This is a genomic window from Microvenator marinus (assembly GCF_007993755.1).
In the GTDB taxonomy this organism is placed as follows: Bacteria; Myxococcota_A; Bradymonadia; order Bradymonadales; family Bradymonadaceae; genus Allomicrovenator; species Allomicrovenator marinus.
The window spans coordinates 3,978,805-3,996,707 of record NZ_CP042467.1; the positions used below are offsets into that span (position 1 = coordinate 3,978,805).

The window sequence follows — 17,903 nt, forward strand, 5'->3', positions numbered from 1 at the left end:
ATGGATTTGAGTACGCTTAAAGCACCAAAAGGTGCAAATCGTAACCGCAAGCGTAAAGGCCGCGGACAAGGTAGCACGCTGGGTAAAACCGCGGGTAAAGGCCACAAAGGTCAAAAAGCTCGCTCCGGCGGACAGGTTAAGGCAGGTTTCGAAGGCGGTCAGATGCCTTTGCAACGTCGACTTCCAAAGCAAGGCTTCACGAACATTCACGCCAAAGTTTATGGTGTGGTCAATGTTTCGACCCTGGAGCGCGCATTTGAGGAAGGCGAAGAGGTCTCTTTTGAGACTGTTGCTGCCAAGCGTTTGATAAAGAAGCACGCTGACGGATTGAAAGTGCTTGGTCAGGGAACGCTTTCTAAGAAACTCGTCGTAAAGGCAGCTAAGGTCAGTGCTTCGGCACAAGAGAAGATCAGTGCAGCCGGTGGGACTGTAGAGGTTATCGGTGGCTAATAAGTATAGCGGAATACTCGAGATGCCAGAGCTGCGTCGGCGTTTGTTTTTTACGCTGGCGTTGCTCGCGATCTATCGTGTGGGCGTGTTCATCCCAGTTCCTGGGGTTAACCGCGCTGCGATGTCACAGATCGTCGGGGGTGCAGGAGGTGGACTTCTGGGACTCGTGAACTTGTTCACGGGCGGCGCCCTTGAGTTGATGAGTATTTTTGCTCTGGGCATCATGCCCTACATTTCAGCCTCGATTATCTTTCAGTTGATGACAGTGGTCGTCCCTGCGATCGAAAGAATGCAGAAGGAAGGCGAGCAAGGTCGAAAGAAGATCACCCAGTACACCCGTTATGCGACGGTACTCCTGAGTATCATCCAGGGAACTGGTATCTCCTTCTATCTTGAGAACCTTAACGACACGAACCCTGAACTGGGTCTCCTGGTCGAGCCAGGCCTCGGCTTCAAGCTCTTGACCGTGGTGACCTTGGTCGCCGGTACGATGTTCGTGATGTGGTTGGGTGAGCAGATCACCGAGCGCGGTATCGGTAACGGTATCTCGTTGATCATCACGGCTGGTATTATCGCAGCCTTCCCTGCGGCGGTCCTTCAGACCTTCCAGATGGCTGAGTCTGGTTCGTTGAGCACGTTTGCTCTCGTGATCTTGGGGGTCTTGGCCCTTGCAGTGACCGCGTTCATCGTGTTCATCGAGTCGGCACAACGGCGTGTGCCCTTGCAATACGCGCGGCGTATGGTGGGTCAGAGGATCTACGGAGTGCAAAATCAGCACCTTCCATTGAAGGTGAATATGGCGGGTGTTATCCCACCGATCTTTGCTTCGTCGCTTCTGATCTTCCCGAGCACCGTCGTGAGCTATTTTGATGAGAACGCCGTAACGTTGTTCATACAGGCTTCTTTGATCCCTGGTGACTGGCGCTACAACATCATCTACGCAGCCCTGGTTATCTTCTTCTGCTTCTTCTACACGGCCGTTCAGGTCAACCCTGTGGACATGGCAGACAACTTGAAGAAGCAGGATGCGTTCATTCCAGGTATTCGTCCCGGTCGTAAGACTGCTGAATACTTGGATGAAGTGATGAGCCGATTGACCTTTGCAGGATCGATCTACATTGCGGCGGTATGTGTGCTTCCGTTCTTCCTACAAGACAACCTTGGCGTGTCGTTCTACTTCGGTGGAACGAGCTTGCTCATCGTTGTGAGTGTGGGTCTAGACACGGTTAACCAGATAGAAAACCACCTGATCACAAGACAGTACGACGAGTTCAGCGCGAAAGCGGGCGGGGCTCTTACTGGCAGTCGAATCAAGGGGCGAGACGAAGACGATATGTAATCGTCTAAGGTGTTGAACTGGATCGGCAAAGTGCTTGACTCAGTTGACACGAATGTGTATGTAAGCGCGCCCCGTTTCGGGGTGAGCAAGAGACGGATAGGTCATGGCGAAAGAAGAGGTCATAGAAGTCGAAGGAACGGTAATTGAGCCGTTGCCAAACGCGATGTTTCGCGTCGAATTGGAGAATGGGCACAGGGTACTTGCGCATATCTCCGGGAAGATGAGGATGCACTTCATCAAGATTCTTCCTGGTGACAAAGTAACTGTAGAGCTTTCTCCATACGACCTCACACGTGGTCGCATTGTATATCGATCGAAGTAAGGCGCATTGTCGCCAAGGAGAAGGACGATGAAAGTTCGCCCATCAGTTAAGAAGATTTGTGAAAAGTGCAAGATCATCCGCCGAAAAGGGGTGGTCCGCGTAATTTGTATCAACCCCCGACACAAGCAGCGTCAGGGCTAAGAATTGGATTCTGGGTTCTGGCCCAGACTATTGAGGAGTTAGATCGTGGCACGTATTGCAGGCGTAGACTTGCCGCGTCGTAAGCGGATCGACATTGCCCTAACGTATATTTACGGAATTGGGCGAACTCTGGCTCTCGAGGTAATCGAGAAGGCCCAGGTCGAAGGCTCGACGCGGACCGATGATCTCACAGAAGCTGAGATTCGTCAGATTCGTGACGTACTCGAAGCTGAGTACAAAGTAGAAGGTGATCTCCGTCGTCAGGTACAGCTTGATATCAAGCGTCTGAAGGACTTGGGTTGCTATCGTGGACTTCGCCATCGTCGTGGACTTCCGGCTCGTGGGCAGCGTACGCGTACCAACGCACGTACCCGCCGCGGACCTCGTCGTACCATGGCTCGTAAGAAGAAATAATGCATAGAGCCCTAGGATTAGGGCTTTGGGAGTGAAAGATGGCTAAGGCAAAAGTCACAAAGAAAAAGGTCCGTAAGAATGTTCAGACTGGTGTGGTTCACATCCAGTCGACATTCAACAATACGATCGTGACCATCACTGATACACATGGCAATGCGTTGTCTTGGTGCAGCGCTGGCGCTCGCGGGTTTAAGGGATCACGTAAGTCGACTCCTTTCGCCGCTGGTGTTGCTGCCGAAGAGGCTGCTCGTCGCGCAATGGATCACGGTTTGAAGTCGGTATCGGTGTTCCTCAAGGGTCCTGGAACTGGCCGTGAAGCAGCTCTTCGCTCGCTTCAGTCAGCAGGTCTTCGTGTTACGAGCATCCGCGACGTTACGCCGATCCCTCATAATGGATGTCGCCCACCGAAGCGTCGGCGCGTCTAAGAGTCTGGATTAGTAGCATAGTTAGATTGTCGGTCTTGTCCGACTAAAAGCATTTTGGAGAGCCCATGTATCGCAACTGGCGAGATCTCATAAGACCACGTGAAGTGAATATTGATCCACGTACCAAGACGGATACGTACGCGAAGTTCGTGTGCGAGCCGCTTGAGCGTGGATACGGCATCACCATCGGTAATACCCTGCGTCGTGTACTGCTCAGCAGCATCATGGGCGCGGCCGTAACCAAAGTGAAGATTGATGGCGCGCTTCATGAGTTCACCAATTTGCCGGACGTCAAAGAGGACGTGACCGACATCGTGCTGAACCTGAAAGAACTGCGGGTCAAGCTTCACGGCTACGAGCCAAAGGTCGTGACGATCGACGTAGAGGGACCCAAAGTGGTTACCGCTGCCGATATCGTAAGCGATGGCGCGGTTGAAGTGCTCAACCCTGAGCATAAGATCGCGACTGTAAGTGAGCGAGGTCGCTTCCGTGCAGAACTCACGATCGAAGCAGGTCGCGGTTATGTTCCAGCGGAAGAAAACAAGGGTGAAGAAGACCCGATCGGTGTGATTCCGATCGACGCCATCTTCAATCCTATCCGCAAGGTCAACTTCGCGATCACCAACGCTCGCGTGGGTCAGCGCACCGACTTCAACAAGCTTGTGCTTGAAGTATGGACGGATGGAAGCGTGGCTCCAGAGGACGCCGTTGCGTTTGCTGCGAAGATCGTCAAAGAGCAGATCAATATCTTCATCAACTTCGATGAAGCGGTTGAGCCTGAGGAGACGACCAAAGAAGAAGAGCCACAGTTCAACGAGCATCTGCTCAAGCCTGTGGATGAGCTCGAGCTTACGGTTCGTAGTTATAACTGTCTTCGTAACGCAGATATCCGATACATCGGTGACCTGGTTCAGAAGACCGATCTTGAGTTGCTCAAGACGAAGAACTTCGGTCGTAAGTCGCTTAAGGAGATCAAAGAGCTCCTTACGCAGTACGGATTGCACTTGGATATGAAGTTGGAGAATTGGCCCCCTAAGGAGCTTCTCCAAAAGAAAGAAGGTTAATTTCGTTTGAGTGCGCTATGTCGCACGTCAAGACAATAGAGGTAAGTTATGCGACATAGAAAGTCAGGCCGAAAGCTTAATAGAACGGCTGCGCACCGAAAGGCTCTTTTCAACAACCTTTCGATCGCGCTTGTAAAGTACGAGATGATCCAGACGACTGATGCGAAGGCGAAAGAGCTTCGTAGTCTTGCCGATCACCTCATCACTCTCGGAAAGCGCGACACCGTGCACTCTCGCCGTCAGGCCTTCAAAGTACTGAAGGACCGCGATCTGGTTGGGAAGTTGTTCGACGATCTCGCGAAGCGCGACGAGCTTGCGACCCGTTCGGGTGGTTACACACGCATCGTGAAGATTGGACAGCGTCCTGGCGACAATGCTCCTCTTTCACGCATCAGCTGGGTTGGCACCACGGTTGAGAACACGGCGGCTCTTCGTTACCCAGAGCACCTTCTTATCGACGACGAAGATGAGTCGGAAGAAGGTTAAGCTCGAAAGAGTTTAGAGTTCGAAAAGGCCGCTACTTAGCGGCCTTTTGTTTTTGGAGCGAAAGGTTTGAGCGTGTTTGAAGCGAAAGACGGGGGCACTCTGATCCGCGTCTATGCGGCGCCGCGGGCTTCTAAAGAAGCTGTGATAGGCGAGTTTGATGGCATGTTGAAGGTCGCGGTGAAGGCACCACCTGTGGATGGCGCAGCTAACAAGGCGTTTGAGAAGTTCTTGGGCAAGAAGTTAGGAAGCCCCGTGACCTTGGTCAGCGGGGCTAGTGGCCGCAGGAAAGTCTTCTGGGTTGAAATGGACCCGGAGGACGTCGCCGCGCGCTTAGCGTGACTTCGTGGAGATGCGGAAGAGTTGTTGGCCCATGAAGATGAAGTCGACATCGTGGAGGCGCGTTCTCTCCCAGATCTTGATCCAGGTACCATTCGAGGAGTTCAGGTCCACAAGGTAGCAGTGGCCGTCGTCACCCGTGTAGATTTGGGCATGACGGCTCGACATGAACTTGTCGTGTGGGAAGATGATATCGCCTTTCTCGCGTCCAAGGACGGCGCCAGATTCAGGCAGGCAGTAGACGTTCTGGATGACGCCGCCGATTCCGATCTGGAGAACCTTGAAGTTTCCACCAGGCGACGGGCTTCCCATATAGCGTGTGCCGTCGGATGACTTGGTCTTTGGGGTGATCGACTGTTCAAAACGCTCAAAACGAAGCACCTGGCGGCCCATGAGGAACGTATCGCCGGGAGTGAGTCTGACTTCGTCTCGAAGCTTCAGGAATGTGCCGTTGAGTGAGTAGAGGTCCTCGATGAAGAGCTCGCCCTTTTCTACGTGGAGTCGTGCGTGTTTTGGGCTCAAGAATGCGTCGGTTGGGAAGCGGGTATCGCCTTCGCGCCCAATCGTGGTTTCGAGATACTGGAGTGGGATCTCCACACCATCTGATCCGTCTTCGTTAATGGAAACCAGTGAGATCTTCCACGGGTTCTCCTTTCGCGAGAGTTCAGACGGTGGTGGGATCTTGCGCTTAACTTCTTCGCCGCCTTTTGAAACGCTGAGACTGCCACCACACTCCACACAGAACTTCATTCCCGGCGGGTTGTTTGCGGCGCAATGAGGACACGTAAGGGCTGGCTGAATCTGACTTGGAGGTGCCTTGGATTCGATTCGCCCTGTGTGTTCGACGTCGATTCTGGCGGTTTCGGGTGCCGGAGCTGGCTCGGGCATTTCGGGTTCTGGTGCTGGCTCCGGCTCAGCGTCGAGCGCATCGAGCACGAAACTCTGAAGTACGCTTTCATCCACATCAGCGCTTTGGGCCTGCGCATCTAGACTAGGCGCCGAGATCTCTAAGTTCGAGATCCGGTTCTTACGGAAGCGTTGCGCTACGCCTTGAACGGCCTCGTCTTCGTCTGGGACGTTAGTGGCGAGGTCAACGCCAACGTTGGCGCCGCCTCCGAGCCGCGCGCCGCCGGAGATCACGAAATTCTCACTGGTATGGTTCTCAGTCGATTCCGCGTCGGAGTCTGAGAGTGAGAACAAATCTGGGGGAACTTTTCCCTCTTCCACGGGTATCCTCCAAGTCGGGGGCAACATACGCTAAATGGTGTGTCGAACCATACCTCTGAGAAGGTTGAAATGGCAAGGCACAGTGGGGACCAACACCTAGTCGGATTCGGCACCCAATAAGGTTTTAAGATGCTCGAGCGATTTTTTGGGTTCGGTCTCTCGAATGGCCGATTGCAATCGCACGCGGTCAACGGTGGAGAGGGCATCGAGGTTTGTGCGTTCGATCGCGTCCACGATCCGCTCAAGCGAGTCGATACGGTCGAGGAGTTGGCGCTGTAGTTCAGCCGGAACGCCATCTACTTGGGCGGCCGAAGGTTCAGAGCCGAGCGACTCTTTGAGCACCTCAAACTCACCGAGGAGTTCATCGTATCTGGATTGAACCTCGGAGAATTGAGCCTTGAGCGCGTTGTGATCCGCAGCGAGCTGCTCGTCGTGCCGCGTTCTCTCTTTTTCGAGGCGCAGACGTTGCCTTAGACCCTCGATCTCACGCCGCAGATCGTCCACACTCCCGTCGGATTGGAGTTCTTCGAGGCTCGCCTTTAGCTCTTCGGCACTGCTCTTGTGTGTGTCAGCTTCAGCTCGGGCGTTTTGTACTTCTTCTTCGAGCGTGGCGATTCGGGTATTGGCCTGCGTGATCTTCTCGAGGTCATCTCGATGCGCGGCCCTTAGGTCATCCACATCAACTTGGAGATCCCGATTTCGGCGTTCGAATTCTTCGATGAGTCGACGGTGCCGGTCGAGCTCGCGCCGAAGGGCGTCGGTCTCTTCGATGGCCTGTTGGCCTGTGGCACTGGTGGTGCGGGCTTCCTGGAGCTCCGCGTTAAGAGTCTTGGTTTCCGATTGTAGCCGGACGATCTCACTCTCCAGGGTCTCAATATCTCGGTCGCGCGCCAGCAAATCTTCGTGCAGCTTTTGCTGCATCTCGAGTGCGTCGGCGTTTTCGTTGAGATGCGACTCGAGTTCTTGGGTCCTGGCAATCGAAGCTTCGAGTTCGGCCTCAAGTGACTGGATGCGGCGCTGTGCCTCACCGAGTTTACCTTCGGCATCGCTCGATTTGGATTGGTTTTGGAGTGTGTCGTGGAGCTTTTCCTCGAGTCTGCGCTTTTCGTCACGTACCGAAATCAGCTCATCGTTGAGCTTCTGGGCCTCAGCGCGAGATTGTCGGGCTTCTGCTTCCAGGTCATCGGCCTCATCCTGGAGGCGGGCGATCTTATCCCGGAGTTGTTCGACCTCGCCCGCCATGGGTGGTGGGACCATGGAAGTGTGGTCTGGGTCGCGGTCCTCGTAGGCGGGCTTTTGATCGAGCTGGCGTCTGGCGTCGTCGAGGCGTTTCTGCAGCTCTTCGAGCTCGTCTGCCTGGCGCGCCGCAAGATCTTCGATGGAGCGCTTTTCGGCGAGTAGCCGCTCAAGGTCGTTGGACCGCTCCATGGTGTGGTCGGGTCCGGCTGGAGCGATGGGTTGCGGTGGTTGTGTTCCGCCCCACGCCGCGATCTCGTCCATCGCGCCGAAGTCCAAGTCTACCTTTCCATCAGCGGTGAAGTCGTCGTGAATGCCAAACGGGTCTGCGGTCGCAGCGGTGTTGGCGTCTTCTTCGTCGATGAAGTGCAGGATGAAATCCCCGCACCAGACTTCGTCGTTGGGCGCGAGGTATTCCCTGCCATTCACTGGCTTTCGCTCGTCATTGATGATCAGAAAGGTGCCGTTGGACGAGTTGAGATCGATGATTTCGAACTGTCCGTTGGTGAATCGGAATTCGGCGTGCCGTCGGGAGACGGACTTGCGGTTGCTCCGGATCGTGCAATCCGTACCCCGTCCAATAGTGACGATGGGATGATCAGCTCCAAATGGAACTGAGCGTTCTTGGCCGGAGATATCGGTGTATACGATTCGTGGCACTGAGCCGTTCCTTAACTAAAGAAAAGTTGCTGTGGGATGGTAGGTCGTGATCACGGGTCTCGTCAATCTTTCTTAGTGGCTTGTGACAAAGAGGAATAAGACTTTCGATAGTAGGCTTGTTTTTAGAGTGAGCGCGAAATAATGTGCGCGCCGGAACTTTTAGGAGATCTTCGGTCTCTAAGTGGTTGAGGCAGATTTAAAGATGAGCGACCAAAATACGATAGAACCTGAAGTAGACGAAGAACTCCTGGAGTTAGCGCAGGAGTCTACGCCGTCTATTTTGCGGCCGCTCCTGATGATCGGCGTCATCGCGATGGCTTTCTGGGTAGTGAGTGACTGGCGTGCTGAGCTGGAGTATTTCTTCAGCCCGGAGGAACCGGTGGCGATCGGGGATGTGACGGAGTTTGCGGAGAAGTCTGCAGACCCGGATTGGAAGCCTGAAATTCCGCACAATCGCTACATTTCGCTGGAGGGCATCCCCACACAACGAAGTATTAGTTCGCGCTACAGGTATGGCCGGCTGGTGGGCGGATGGGTCTTCATCGAGGAGACCCTGACTGAAGAAGAGATGGAGAAGGTCGCGCTGGGCGAGAAGGACGGTGAGGTTGACCGGACATACTTCAAAGGAACCGGGCGCGTGATGGAGTTCGCCGAGGTTCCTGGGCGCTACAATGGTCTTCGGGAGTACTATCGCTCGCGTTATGGCGTTGAGTTTTGCGAGACCTTGACCCCTGAGGTCCGCAAAACACTTGAGGCGCGTCGTCGAGACGTGATTCGCGAGGGTTGGAAGCGCGAGTACGGCGAGAATGCGACCCCGACGGAGGCTGAGATCGAAGAGATTATGACCAATAATCCGCTCTGTCAGAACGCGTATCTGGTTCAGGTGGGCGTGGCTCCAAAGGACCATATTTGGTACGCGGTCGCGAGTGCGCTCTTTGCGCTTTTTGCGCTTGTGAACTTCGGGCTTTTGATTCGTTGGGTTCGGGCGTTTTTCCGCTAAGTCTATTTGCTTCGAGATTCAGGGTGGGTAGGATGGCGTGGTTAATCCAATCGGAGAAAGATATGACGCGGTATGGCTTTGCCTATTTTGGTCTAATACTCGGCGCTCTGGGAGCGCTGGCTTGCGTGGAGTCGGAGTTCGAACCACCGGAGCCACGCACGAATAACGAGACGGTGCCGGATGTAGAAGGCGCGAGGTTTGGTGAGTCTTGTGACGAGGCCACGCCTTGCCGAGAAGGACTTCTCTGCGAGGAAGGCACGTGCGCATTTGAAGGCGGAGTGGCCGTTGACGAGCCTTGTGAAGCGAGTGCGCAATGTGCGGAAGGGCTCTTTTGCGATGCGCTTTCATCCGTTTGTGCGCCTGCCGGCGATGCCGCTGAGGGCGAGGAATGTGGGAGCGAGAGCGACTGCTTGCCTGGCCTTAGGTGTTCGCTCAGCGGCTTTAGTGGAACTTGTGTCAGCTCCGGTACCGTAGACGTGGGTTCGCCTTGCGAGAGCACTTCCGAGTGTCTCGCCGGTCTAAATTGTGCGCCTTCAGCCCTAGATCCAGAGGGGCAAACGGTATGTGTGGCGGGTCCGCTTGGGTTTCCGCAGCCTTGGTCAGGCGTAGAGTGTGCCGAGGACGAAGGCCCATTCCGTGCGTATTTCGAGGTGCCAGACGGCGCCGAACTGCCAGATTTCTTCAGGCTTCCGTACCCAAATGATGTGCGTTTGGTGGAGGGAAAACCGGATCTTAGCGGCTTTCCGACCCCGGGAGACTCGCTCTTGGGCTTTGACCTCGTGCAACGCTATGTAGACGCGGTGGAGGGCTACCAGGAAGGCTTTGGGCTTTCTCCAGCGGTCTACTTCCGGTTTTCTGCGGCTCCGAATTTCGATACGTTGAGCGCTTCAGGGGAGAATCGAAACATTCATCTCTTCAATATCGACGCTGAGAGCCCCGAGTACGGCAGGCGGCGCGGCCTTCGGTGGTCAGCGAGCACCGGTCGCTCAAATTACGTGTGCCAGAATCAGATGATGATTCGCCCAAATTGGTCAGACCCGCTCAATCCTGAGACCACCTACGCGTTCATTGTCACGCGTGGGGTTCGTAGCGAAGAGGGCGCAGGCTTGGAGCCCGACGAGGATTTCAGTGCGATGCTGGCGGCTGAGCGACCTGCAGGTGCGTTGGGCACGGCCTGGGATAAACACGCGAAGTTGAGGGCGTGGCTTGCCGACCATGAAGATGCGCCCGCAGCCGAGGATGTTTTGTTCGCGTCGGTTGTGACCACGGGAGACCCTTTGAAGCCTGTGGAGGCGCTGATTGCCGAGGCCAAGGCCGCCGAGATTTCTTTGAGTCAGGCGACCCTATGTGAAGAAGGCGTGGTGTCACCGTGTGAGCAAGGAGAGCCTAGCCGTGCCTGTGGTTCGAGTGAGGCCTTCCACGAGGTTCACGGGACCGTAAATCTGCCGATTTTCCAATCGGGTGACGCGCCCTATTCGGAGGGTGGCCTCGCAACTCCGGGAGTAAAGCGTAGTGAAGACGTGTGTGTTGCGATGAGTGTGCCTAAGGCCCCGGCCCCTGAGGCGGGCTGGCCGGTGCTGATTGTGGCGCACGGAACAGGCGGGGATTTCCGGGGCCATGTGGAGGATTTTGGTGACCTCTTGACCTCCGTCGAGGTGGATGGCGAGACGGTAGAATTCGTGACGATCGGTTGGGATCAGGTGCTTCACGCGAATCGTCGCGGGGAGAGTGAGCGCCATCCAAACGAGCTCGTTTACAACTACGCGAACCCAGCGGCAGCTTTGGGCAATTTCCTCCAGGGCGCGGCCGAAACGTCCGCGATCATCACGTTTGTCGAGGGCTTGAACATTGACGCTGAGAACTCGCCAACCGGCGAGGCGATTCGATTGGACCCGAATAATATTTGGTTCCTAGGGCATAGTCAGGGCGGCACCACAGGCCCCCTTGTGCTTCCATTTGAGGACCGCGTACGCGGCAGCGTGCTTTCGGGAGCGGGTGCGGGCTTGTCGCTTGCGCTCTTGGGGAAAACGAGCCCGGTGAATTCGCCAGCCGCAGTGCGATTGGTCCTGGGCGAGTCCAATGCGGGTGATTCTCACCCGGCGATCAACCTGCTTCAGGGATATTTTGACCCTGTTGACCCCCACAACTTTGCGCGCCGGATGACTAATCGGTTCATCACGGACCGGACTTGGCGTCAGCATATTTTCCAGCCGATTGGCCTCGGAGATACGTTCACACCACCGGACACGCTGCGGGTCATGGCGAATTCGCTCCAGGTGACTTTTGCCGAGCCTCTGGTCGAGGAATGGGACGTGAACACAGCCCCGCTGCCCATCACCGCGAATAGCAGTGATTTCACGGTGGTAGGCAAGCAATACACGGCCGATGGCTATGACGGACACTTCGTGCTCTTCCGGAACGAAGCGGCTCGAAACGACCTTTCGATCTTCCTCGGAACCGGCGCTCTCACAGGAGTGCCCGAGCTTCGCTGAGTTCTACCTCAATGTCCCATTTGTTGAAGATCATCGGGTTCGTAGCGCTCTTGGTGCCGGTTCCTTTTGGCGCTTTTGCCCAAGAGGTTCAGACCACGGGAACGGTGCGAACGGGTATGGAGTGGGACGATAATGTGCTCCGGACCGAGGGAGAGGAGCGTGTCAGCGATTTTCTGGCGCGTTATTTCACCAGCGTGGGCATAGGGGCCAGAGTTTTCGAGCGCGGCACTGTGGTCTTTGATGCGACCCACGGTGGCAAATTCTTTGTGAGCGAGGCGGAGTCAGACGAGCTTTTGACCGCCCTCGCGCTTATCTATCAGCAGCGATTTACCCCGTGGCTTGGGCTCTACGCGCAGCTCGATATGAAGGATCGCACCGAGCGGATTAGCTTTCGCGATTATAATCGGGGTGGCGCGAGCGCGGGTCTGGACTTCAGGTTTTCCGATTTCATGATTCGTGCGGGCGTGGGCGCGAGATATTTTGCGTTCAAACCCGCGCCGGACGCCTCGAGCTCCAGTGCTGAAGGACAGTTGCGGCTCGCCTGGGAAGTCATTCCGAACCTGAGACTTGGGGCAGGCTATACCCTTGCGCGGCGTGCGTTTGATACCAATCGGTTTGTGTTGGATGAAGACGGGGTCTTCATGGACGAAAAGGCGCTCCGTGAAGACCAGTTTCAGGTGGTCCAGGCGTTTGTTTCGTGGCGAGGACCGGTAGTTCTAGAGGGGAGTTATGTGTTTAGCCAGAACGATTCCAACTCTTATGGGCAAGAGTTGACGAGGCAGGGAGTGGACGTGGTGGCGACGGCCCCATTGCTCTGGAATTTTTTCGCGAGTCTGAGGCTTGAAGTGCAACGAACCACGTATGGCGACCCGGTTCTGATCGATGCGGATTTCCTGCTCGACGAAGACAATCGAAACTCGCTTGTGGGCTCGCTGGCTCGGACCTTTGGAGATTCCTGGGAGGCCGAGGTTCGCTATAGCTTGTACTTGCAGGAGTTCGGTGTGGGCTCTGATTATCGACGCCAGACAGTGATGTTGGCGATGGGGTATTTGTTTGAATAGTTTGAGTAGATTGCTTCGGCTGGGCCTTGTTTTTGGGTCCATTTCTTTGGCGGCGTGTGCTGGCTCAGATGAACGCCCGGATTTTATGGAGAGCGAGTTCGCCACCATGGCCGACCCTGTTGAGGTCGAGTGGTCGACGTGGACACCTGCGGTGGGCGTGCCGATTCCCGACGAGGTTCTGAGCGGGTGGACGGCGTTTGATTCGGCCTTTGTGCCAGCTTCTCCAGATGCGGAGCTCGCGTGGGCGTCGGTGCATAGTGTGCTGGGGCTTTTGGGTGACGGGAAGCCCAAGTTTTCGATGGTGATGAGTGAGTTGGAGGGCGCGACGGGTCCTGACCTCACGTTTGTGGTGGATAAGAGCGGCCGTGAGGGTCTGCTCGCGAGGTGGCGGACCAGGACCGCGAGTGGACTTGAGCCTCAGTTGAGCGTGCTTTTGGCTAGAGAGACCGGTGAGACGGAGCCGTCCGAGATTACGGTTTGGCTTGATACCGGTGCAAAAGAAGGGGGCCAGTCCACCTTGCGATGGAAGCGTGAGGCTGCCTGGCAATTCGGGCAGGCTGAGCAACTACAAGCCGACGTTGATGTGGCGGATACTGGCGATGCGGCTCAGACAGCGGCTGTGATTATCGATGGTCTCTGGTGGCCTTTTGCCGAAGAAAAATACGTGGACAAGGCTGGCCGTTGGGCCAACTCAGAGACCCGAGTTGAGCCGAGTAATGCGGGGTTGGAGCTCAAAGACCGGTCCATCGACCAGGTCTTGAGCGATACGCATTTCCCCCCGAGATTGACGTTATGAGGCGGTGACTAGAAGTAGAACCGCAGGTGACCCGTAAAGTTTACGAGGTCGAGGCCAAACCCTGGAATCACGAGTGCGTTCGGGCGCCACTCGAGAACGAGATCGATAGGGATGACGTTGATGAGTACTTCGAGCCCGAGAATACCGGCAACCGCGGCGCCAATTGCGTCCTCGTACTCACTGAGTCCGAGTCCTCCGCCGATACCAAAGTTCCATGCCAGCTCGATATCGTTGTTTCCAGCGATAGTGGCCTGTTCAAAAATGGCGTCTGCAGAAAGAGCGAAGGAGTTACCTCCGTAATATCGGCAATAATCGTTGTTGCCACAGCGTCCAAAGTAGCGGCCTCGCCAATAGCCGATATTGCCCTGAATCGCGAAATTCGAGGTGGTGAAGTACTTCATCGAAAGACCGTAAGCGAGGGTTCCAGAACCCACACCAATACCGAAGGTCCCGGCGCTTCGAATTTGCTTACTGTGTTCCCATTGAGCAGAGGCCGTAGAAGGAAGTGCGAACAAGACTAAGAGTGCAAACCAAATGATTGTGCGTTTCATATGCATAATCTCCGTGTTCTAGTTGGGCGGATTCTGCGACCAAAGATGGAATTCGTCAAAGGAAAGTCGGATTCTTATGTCGAATCGAAGGGTGGAATAGCGTGACAAGATGGCGTAAAGGGAAAGCACATCGGAGGATTACGTGATTTTGAGCGAACCCGAAAAAAATGTTGTCGAGACGATTGGTGAATTCATCAAGTTTTGGGGTTTTTCAAAACACCACGGCCGAATTTGGGCCCTTCTCTACTTAAGTGAGGAGCCTCTAAATGCCTCGGATATTCAGAGTGCGCTGGAGATGTCAGCGGGCCTTGTGAGCATGTCAATAAAGGACTTGTTGCACTGGGATGTCATCGTCCGAGTCTGGGTGCAGGGCGACCGCAAGGATTATTTCCGCGCCAATCACGATGTCTGGCATATGGTCACCCGCGTGATGCGTGAGCGTGAGTACCAGATGATTGCGTCAAGTGCTCGGAATCTGGACGATAGTCTCGGAGAGCTCGAGACGTCGTTGGAGATTTCGAAGGAGCGTCTGGAGTTTCTCAAACCCCGAATAGAGGCTCTGATTGAGCTTTCGGAGAGTTTTGCGGCGTTTCTCAACGTGCTCTTGACGCAGGCTGAGGCCAATATAGAAGAGCTCAAGCGCATCAGCGCGAAGCTTCCGGAGTAGAACCTTATGAAAATCGGCGTGGCAATTTTGGGTTCAGGGAATATCGGGTCCGATTTGATGATCAAGATTCTGGAGCGCTCGGAGAATCTCGAACTCAAGATTTTGGTCGGGGTAGACCCAGATTCCGAAGGATTGAAGCGAGCGGCCGGACTAGGCGTGGCCACGACTCATCAAGGGGTTGAGGGGCTCATGGCGAGCCCTGAATGGGAGGATGTGAGGATCGTCTTTGATGCGACGAGCGCGGCTGCGCATGAGTCCCACGCTCAAAGGATCGAGGCGGCGGGCCGCAAGATTGTGGACATGACGCCGGCGGCGCGAGGGCCATTCGTGGTGCCCGTGGCGAACTTGAAGGAGCACCTCGAGGCGGCAAATGTCAACATGGTAACTTGCGGCGGTCAGGCTACGATTCCTGTGGTTTGGGCGGCCTCTCAGGTGGGTCGCGTGCGATACGCGGAGATTGTGGCGTCTATCGCCAGCAAGTCGGCGGGCCCTGGAACTCGAGCAAATATCGATGAATTCACGCAGACGACCGCGCGCGCCATCGAGGAAGTAGGCGGGGCTGAGAAGGGTAAAGCGATCATCGTCTTGAACCCGGCGGAGCCGCCTTTGATCATGAGGGACACCGTCTACGTCTTGGTTGAGGGTGCGGAGCAGGCCAAGCTTGAGGCGTCGATTCGGGGCGCCATTGCGGAGGTTGCGCGCTATGTGCCGGGCTATCGTCTGGCTCGGGAAATCGTGTTCGACGATTGTTCTGAGGCGCCGCTCGTTTTTGACGATGGCACCGAGTTTCGGGGTCTAAAGGTGACCACCTTTCTGGAGGTGGAGGGCGCGGGAGACTTTCTGCCGAAATACGCCGGGAATCTGGACATCATGACCTGCGCGGCTCTGAACGTAGGCGAGCTTTTAGGTAGGGCCCTATGAGGTGGTCCCTGCTTGGTTTGGTTTTTCTCTTTGGGTGTCCTGCTGAAGGCGAAATCGGGCTCGAAGAAGAGGATATGGCTCAGGCTCAGGACGTCGGATCTGACTTCGGAGTTGTTGATCTTGGGGCGGACGCCGACTTCGATGCGTCGGACGCTGAGGATCTGGGCCCTGAGTATGGTGGGCCTTGTAATCCTTTTGCTCAGGACTGTGAGTTCGGAAAGTGTATTCCTCAGGCGGCCGGCGGAGGCTTTTGTGCTCCGGAAAACGTAAACCTGGAACTCGGTGAGGCGTGTCAGACCACTACGGAATGTATCAAAGGCGCGTTTTGCGCGGACTTGAGAGGCGAGGGGCCTACATGCTGGGAGATTTGCCAGATTGACGCCATTGAAGGTGGCGCAGCAGATACCTGCAGCACTGGTGCGTGCGTGGCCCGTGTAGACACCTATCAAGGCCTTGGGCTCTGTGCTTCCAGCGCAAGCGGCATGTAGCCGAAACACCCGTGTACAAGAAATTTTGCATTACGATCGAAAACTCGCAATGCTTGGTGTTCCGGGTTTGCCGGAAAAGCGATTCATGGAGGTTGTATGATATCGCGACTGATTTTGATTTTAATGGTTTTTGGTTTGAGTGCGTGTGGTGATGACGCCGGTTCGGGTAGCGAAGCTCCGGAGCCGCAAAGTCAGAACAACGAAACCAATACGAATAACGTTTCTGTTTCCCAAGGTTCTACGAACTCCGAGTCCTCGAACAACACAAATTCGAATGCGACCAACAACTCTACTGCCAATCTGACCAACAATACGACGGCCAAGACCAGCACGAATAACGACACCGCAGGCACCCATCCCGACCCTGCAGGAACGCTCTCGTGTATGGATATCCTTGGGTGTCTACTCAGCTGTCACGCTGATGACGAGGCTTGCGAGCAGGAGTGCCGTGAGCTCGGAGACGACCAGGCGCGTGCCCAGATCGATGATTATCTGACCTGTGTGGACACCCTTTGCGCCGAGGCCATGACGGTCACAGCGCTGACGGAGTGTACTCTGGACAAGTGCTCCGAGGAGCAAGATACCTGCCTCAACCCTGAAGGTGAGTGAAGACTTCCTCGATCTGCGCGATTCCAATCTTCAAAAGAAAACTCGAATTTCGGCCGTACGATTTTGTGCCGAGCACCCAGTAGTTTGTCTCGGGACTCATCAACGATTGAACCCCTGAAGACGATTGTGTCAGGCAATCTCCGCCCGCGCTGCTGAGTAGTGTGGCGGCCAATTTCATGGGACCGTCTGATGCGTAGCAATAGTGGACCTGAAGTTCCCGGGTGATACTCAAGTCGGGTTTGTACCCGACGTGCGAGATGATTTGATCGACCTCGAGAGTCTCGGAAAAATCAAGGCCGCGGAGTTCGACTTCGAACCGGCCACCCGTCGAACGAATTGATTCTACGGCGCGAGCTGGCTTAGGCGTGATGCCTTTGACGCCGCCGGCCGCAGCCGTGTTTCCGAACTTCGAGAGTGCGTCGCGCTGAGGCAGCGGGTCGTCCTCGATGATTTGGTACGGCGCCTGGTCGCCGAGATAGCTCCAAAAGACCTCGGTGCCCGAGAGCTCGGAAAGTGCTCGGAGCGTGGTCACGGCGGAATGGCCCGCCCCCACAAGCAAGACCTCTTTGCCTTCAAAAGCGGCGCGGTCAGCACCGAGAACGTCTGGAAGTTGGCGCCAGATACGCGTCCCCGCCTGAGTTTCACCGAGCGCGCTCAGCCCGCCGGGCCCCATGGATGCCGGGTTTTGGTAGACACCCGTGGCGTCCACCACGATATCGGCCTCTACAAACTCCTCACCGCTCGGCGTGCTCAGGTGGAGGAGGAATGGGCCGGATTTGCCGCGCGAGCCGATATGGTGCCCCTTGAGGACGTCTCGATGGGAGATGCCGAGGACCCGGTGTCCGAGTTTGAGGCGATCTCCGAGCCTCTCGGCCAAAGGCATCAGGTACTCCGCCCGAAACTCAGCCCCGGTCGGGAATTGGTCGGCACGCTCAGAGATATCCAGCACGGTTTGCCACGGCGAGACGTTGAGCGCCCAGGGCGAGAAGAACCTGACATGCCCCCATCTTTTAACCGAATCCGCGACGTGACCAGCTTCGTATACCGTGAAGTCCCAGCCTAGTTTCTGTGCGAGAGTTGCGGCCTCGAGTCCGATTGGGCCTGCCCCGAGAATGGCGATTGAACGATTCATGGCGTGTCCTAAAAATCCGGGTTAAATGAGAAATCGAGAATAAAATCCCTAGTGCCTTTTGTTCTCAGATGCCAACGTGGACTAAG

General features: G+C 55.7%; 21 protein-coding genes. 17 read left to right on the plus strand and 4 right to left on the minus strand.

Features of this window, described 5'->3' with window-relative positions:
- The 9 genes from rplO (at position 1) to FRD01_RS16450 (ending at position 4,980) form a co-directional block, all read left to right on the plus strand.
- Positions 1-450, plus strand: coding sequence for a 50S ribosomal protein L15 (gene rplO / locus FRD01_RS16410; RefSeq protein ID WP_146961540.1), 450 nt, complete (start codon positions 1-3; stop codon positions 448-450).
- Positions 443-1,789, plus strand: coding sequence for a preprotein translocase subunit SecY (gene secY / locus FRD01_RS16415; protein WP_430700838.1), 1,347 nt, complete (start codon positions 443-445; stop codon positions 1,787-1,789). The genes rplO and secY overlap by 8 nt, the downstream gene beginning before the upstream one ends.
- A 103-nt stretch (positions 1,790-1,892) precedes the next feature.
- Complete coding sequence (infA, locus tag FRD01_RS16420) at positions 1,893-2,111, plus strand: translation initiation factor IF-1 (protein WP_146961541.1); 219 nt, start codon at positions 1,893-1,895, stop codon at positions 2,109-2,111.
- Positions 2,112-2,138: 27 nt separating this feature from the next.
- Positions 2,139-2,252 carry a 50S ribosomal protein L36 gene (gene rpmJ / locus FRD01_RS16425; protein WP_146961543.1) on the plus strand — a complete coding sequence of 38 codons (114 nt, stop codon included), beginning with the start codon at positions 2,139-2,141 and terminating at the stop codon, positions 2,250-2,252.
- 45 nt (positions 2,253-2,297) lie between these two features.
- Positions 2,298-2,666 carry a 30S ribosomal protein S13 gene (rpsM, locus tag FRD01_RS16430; protein ID WP_146961545.1) on the plus strand — a complete coding sequence of 123 codons (369 nt, stop codon included), beginning with the start codon at positions 2,298-2,300 and terminating at the stop codon, positions 2,664-2,666.
- Positions 2,667-2,704: 38 nt separating this feature from the next.
- Positions 2,705-3,091, plus strand: coding sequence for a 30S ribosomal protein S11 (gene rpsK, locus FRD01_RS16435; RefSeq protein WP_146961546.1), 387 nt, complete (start codon positions 2,705-2,707; stop codon positions 3,089-3,091).
- A 65-nt stretch (positions 3,092-3,156) separates the two neighbouring features.
- On the plus strand, positions 3,157-4,155 hold the full coding sequence (locus FRD01_RS16440) for a DNA-directed RNA polymerase subunit alpha (protein ID WP_146961548.1): 999 nt from the start codon (positions 3,157-3,159) through the stop codon (positions 4,153-4,155).
- Between the two features lie 48 nt (positions 4,156-4,203).
- Positions 4,204-4,641, plus strand: coding sequence for a 50S ribosomal protein L17 (rplQ, locus tag FRD01_RS16445; protein ID WP_146961550.1), 438 nt, complete (start codon positions 4,204-4,206; stop codon positions 4,639-4,641).
- Positions 4,642-4,713: 72 nt separating this feature from the next.
- Positions 4,714-4,980, plus strand: coding sequence for a DUF167 domain-containing protein (locus tag FRD01_RS16450; RefSeq protein WP_249756225.1), 267 nt, complete (start codon positions 4,714-4,716; stop codon positions 4,978-4,980).
- Here the strand turns inward: FRD01_RS16450 and FRD01_RS16455 are convergent.
- A complete protein-coding gene (locus FRD01_RS16455) occupies positions 4,972-6,204 on the minus strand; it encodes a double zinc ribbon and FHA domain-containing protein (RefSeq protein ID WP_249755685.1) in 1,233 nt (410 codons plus the stop codon). The two genes, FRD01_RS16450 and FRD01_RS16455, sit on opposite strands and share 9 nt — an antisense overlap.
- Before the next feature lie 96 nt (positions 6,205-6,300).
- Complete coding sequence (locus tag FRD01_RS16460; RefSeq protein WP_146961555.1) at positions 6,301-8,100, minus strand: FHA domain-containing protein; 1,800 nt, start codon at positions 8,098-8,100, stop codon at positions 6,301-6,303.
- 202 nt (positions 8,101-8,302) lie between these two features.
- Here FRD01_RS16460 and FRD01_RS16465 point away from each other — a divergent pair, with 202 nt between their 5' ends.
- Genes FRD01_RS16465 through FRD01_RS16480 form a run of 4 tightly spaced genes read left to right on the plus strand, consistent with a single transcriptional unit; the run spans position 8,303 to position 13,449 of the window.
- On the plus strand, positions 8,303-9,100 hold the full coding sequence (locus FRD01_RS16465; protein ID WP_146961557.1) for a hypothetical protein: 798 nt from the start codon (positions 8,303-8,305) through the stop codon (positions 9,098-9,100).
- Positions 9,101-9,132: 32 nt separating this feature from the next.
- On the plus strand, positions 9,133-11,592 hold the full coding sequence (locus FRD01_RS16470) for a hypothetical protein (RefSeq protein ID WP_146961559.1): 2,460 nt from the start codon (positions 9,133-9,135) through the stop codon (positions 11,590-11,592).
- 11 nt (positions 11,593-11,603) lie between these two features.
- Positions 11,604-12,653, plus strand: coding sequence for a porin family protein (locus tag FRD01_RS16475; protein ID WP_146961561.1), 1,050 nt, complete (start codon positions 11,604-11,606; stop codon positions 12,651-12,653).
- Between the two features lies 1 nt (position 12,654).
- The gene (locus FRD01_RS16480; RefSeq protein WP_146961562.1) at positions 12,655-13,449 is read left to right on the plus strand and encodes a hypothetical protein; all 795 of its coding nucleotides are present in this window, start codon (positions 12,655-12,657) and stop codon (positions 13,447-13,449) included.
- An 8-nt stretch (positions 13,450-13,457) separates the two neighbouring features.
- On the opposite strand, the gene FRD01_RS16485 is transcribed toward FRD01_RS16480, so the two are convergent.
- Entirely contained in the window at positions 13,458-14,000 is a 543-nt protein-coding gene (locus FRD01_RS16485) for a hypothetical protein (RefSeq protein WP_146961564.1), read from the minus strand.
- Between the two features lie 142 nt (positions 14,001-14,142).
- Between FRD01_RS16485 and FRD01_RS16490 the strand changes: the two genes are divergently transcribed.
- The 4 genes from FRD01_RS16490 (at position 14,143) to FRD01_RS16505 (ending at position 16,685) form a co-directional block, all read left to right on the plus strand.
- Complete coding sequence (locus FRD01_RS16490) at positions 14,143-14,667, plus strand: GbsR/MarR family transcriptional regulator (RefSeq protein WP_146961566.1); 525 nt, start codon at positions 14,143-14,145, stop codon at positions 14,665-14,667.
- A 6-nt stretch (positions 14,668-14,673) separates the two neighbouring features.
- On the plus strand, positions 14,674-15,588 hold the full coding sequence (locus FRD01_RS16495) for an acetaldehyde dehydrogenase (acetylating) (protein WP_146961568.1): 915 nt from the start codon (positions 14,674-14,676) through the stop codon (positions 15,586-15,588).
- The gene (locus FRD01_RS16500; protein WP_146961570.1) at positions 15,585-16,076 is read left to right on the plus strand and encodes a hypothetical protein; all 492 of its coding nucleotides are present in this window, start codon (positions 15,585-15,587) and stop codon (positions 16,074-16,076) included. The genes FRD01_RS16495 and FRD01_RS16500 overlap by 4 nt, the downstream gene beginning before the upstream one ends.
- Positions 16,077-16,172: 96 nt before the next feature.
- Positions 16,173-16,685: a hypothetical protein gene (locus FRD01_RS16505; protein ID WP_146961572.1), complete on the plus strand. Its 513-nt coding sequence runs from the start codon at positions 16,173-16,175 to the stop codon at positions 16,683-16,685.
- Here the strand turns inward: FRD01_RS16505 and FRD01_RS16510 are convergent.
- Complete coding sequence (locus FRD01_RS16510; RefSeq protein WP_146961574.1) at positions 16,666-17,817, minus strand: NAD(P)-binding domain-containing protein; 1,152 nt, start codon at positions 17,815-17,817, stop codon at positions 16,666-16,668. The genes FRD01_RS16505 and FRD01_RS16510 overlap by 20 nt on opposite strands.
- Positions 17,818-17,903: the final 86 nt, after the last annotated feature.

Excerpts from the sequence above, each read along its gene's own strand:
- FRD01_RS16440 (WP_146961548.1), top strand. The coding sequence starts at position 3,157 with ATGTATCGCAACTGGCGAGATCTCATAAGACCACGTGAAGTGAATATT.
- rplO (WP_146961540.1), top strand. The coding sequence starts at position 1 with ATGGATTTGAGTACGCTTAAAGCACCAAAAGGTGCAAATCGTAACCGC.
- rplQ (WP_146961550.1), top strand. The coding sequence starts at position 4,204 with ATGCGACATAGAAAGTCAGGCCGAAAGCTTAATAGAACGGCTGCGCAC.
- FRD01_RS16465 (WP_146961557.1), top strand. The coding sequence starts at position 8,303 with ATGAGCGACCAAAATACGATAGAACCTGAAGTAGACGAAGAACTCCTG.
- FRD01_RS16495 (WP_146961568.1), top strand. The coding sequence starts at position 14,674 with ATGAAAATCGGCGTGGCAATTTTGGGTTCAGGGAATATCGGGTCCGAT.
- rpsK (WP_146961546.1), top strand. The coding sequence starts at position 2,705 with ATGGCTAAGGCAAAAGTCACAAAGAAAAAGGTCCGTAAGAATGTTCAG.
- FRD01_RS16475 (WP_146961561.1), top strand. The coding sequence starts at position 11,604 with ATGTCCCATTTGTTGAAGATCATCGGGTTCGTAGCGCTCTTGGTGCCG.
- rpmJ (WP_146961543.1), top strand. The coding sequence starts at position 2,139 with ATGAAAGTTCGCCCATCAGTTAAGAAGATTTGTGAAAAGTGCAAGATC.
- FRD01_RS16485 (WP_146961564.1), bottom strand. The coding sequence starts at position 14,000 with ATGAAACGCACAATCATTTGGTTTGCACTCTTAGTCTTGTTCGCACTT.
- FRD01_RS16505 (WP_146961572.1), top strand. The coding sequence starts at position 16,173 with ATGATATCGCGACTGATTTTGATTTTAATGGTTTTTGGTTTGAGTGCG.
- FRD01_RS16470 (WP_146961559.1), top strand. The coding sequence starts at position 9,133 with ATGGCGTGGTTAATCCAATCGGAGAAAGATATGACGCGGTATGGCTTT.
- FRD01_RS16500 (WP_146961570.1), top strand. The coding sequence starts at position 15,585 with ATGAGGTGGTCCCTGCTTGGTTTGGTTTTTCTCTTTGGGTGTCCTGCT.
- infA (WP_146961541.1), top strand. The coding sequence starts at position 1,893 with ATGGCGAAAGAAGAGGTCATAGAAGTCGAAGGAACGGTAATTGAGCCG.
- FRD01_RS16510 (WP_146961574.1), bottom strand. The coding sequence starts at position 17,817 with ATGAATCGTTCAATCGCCATTCTCGGGGCAGGCCCAATCGGACTCGAG.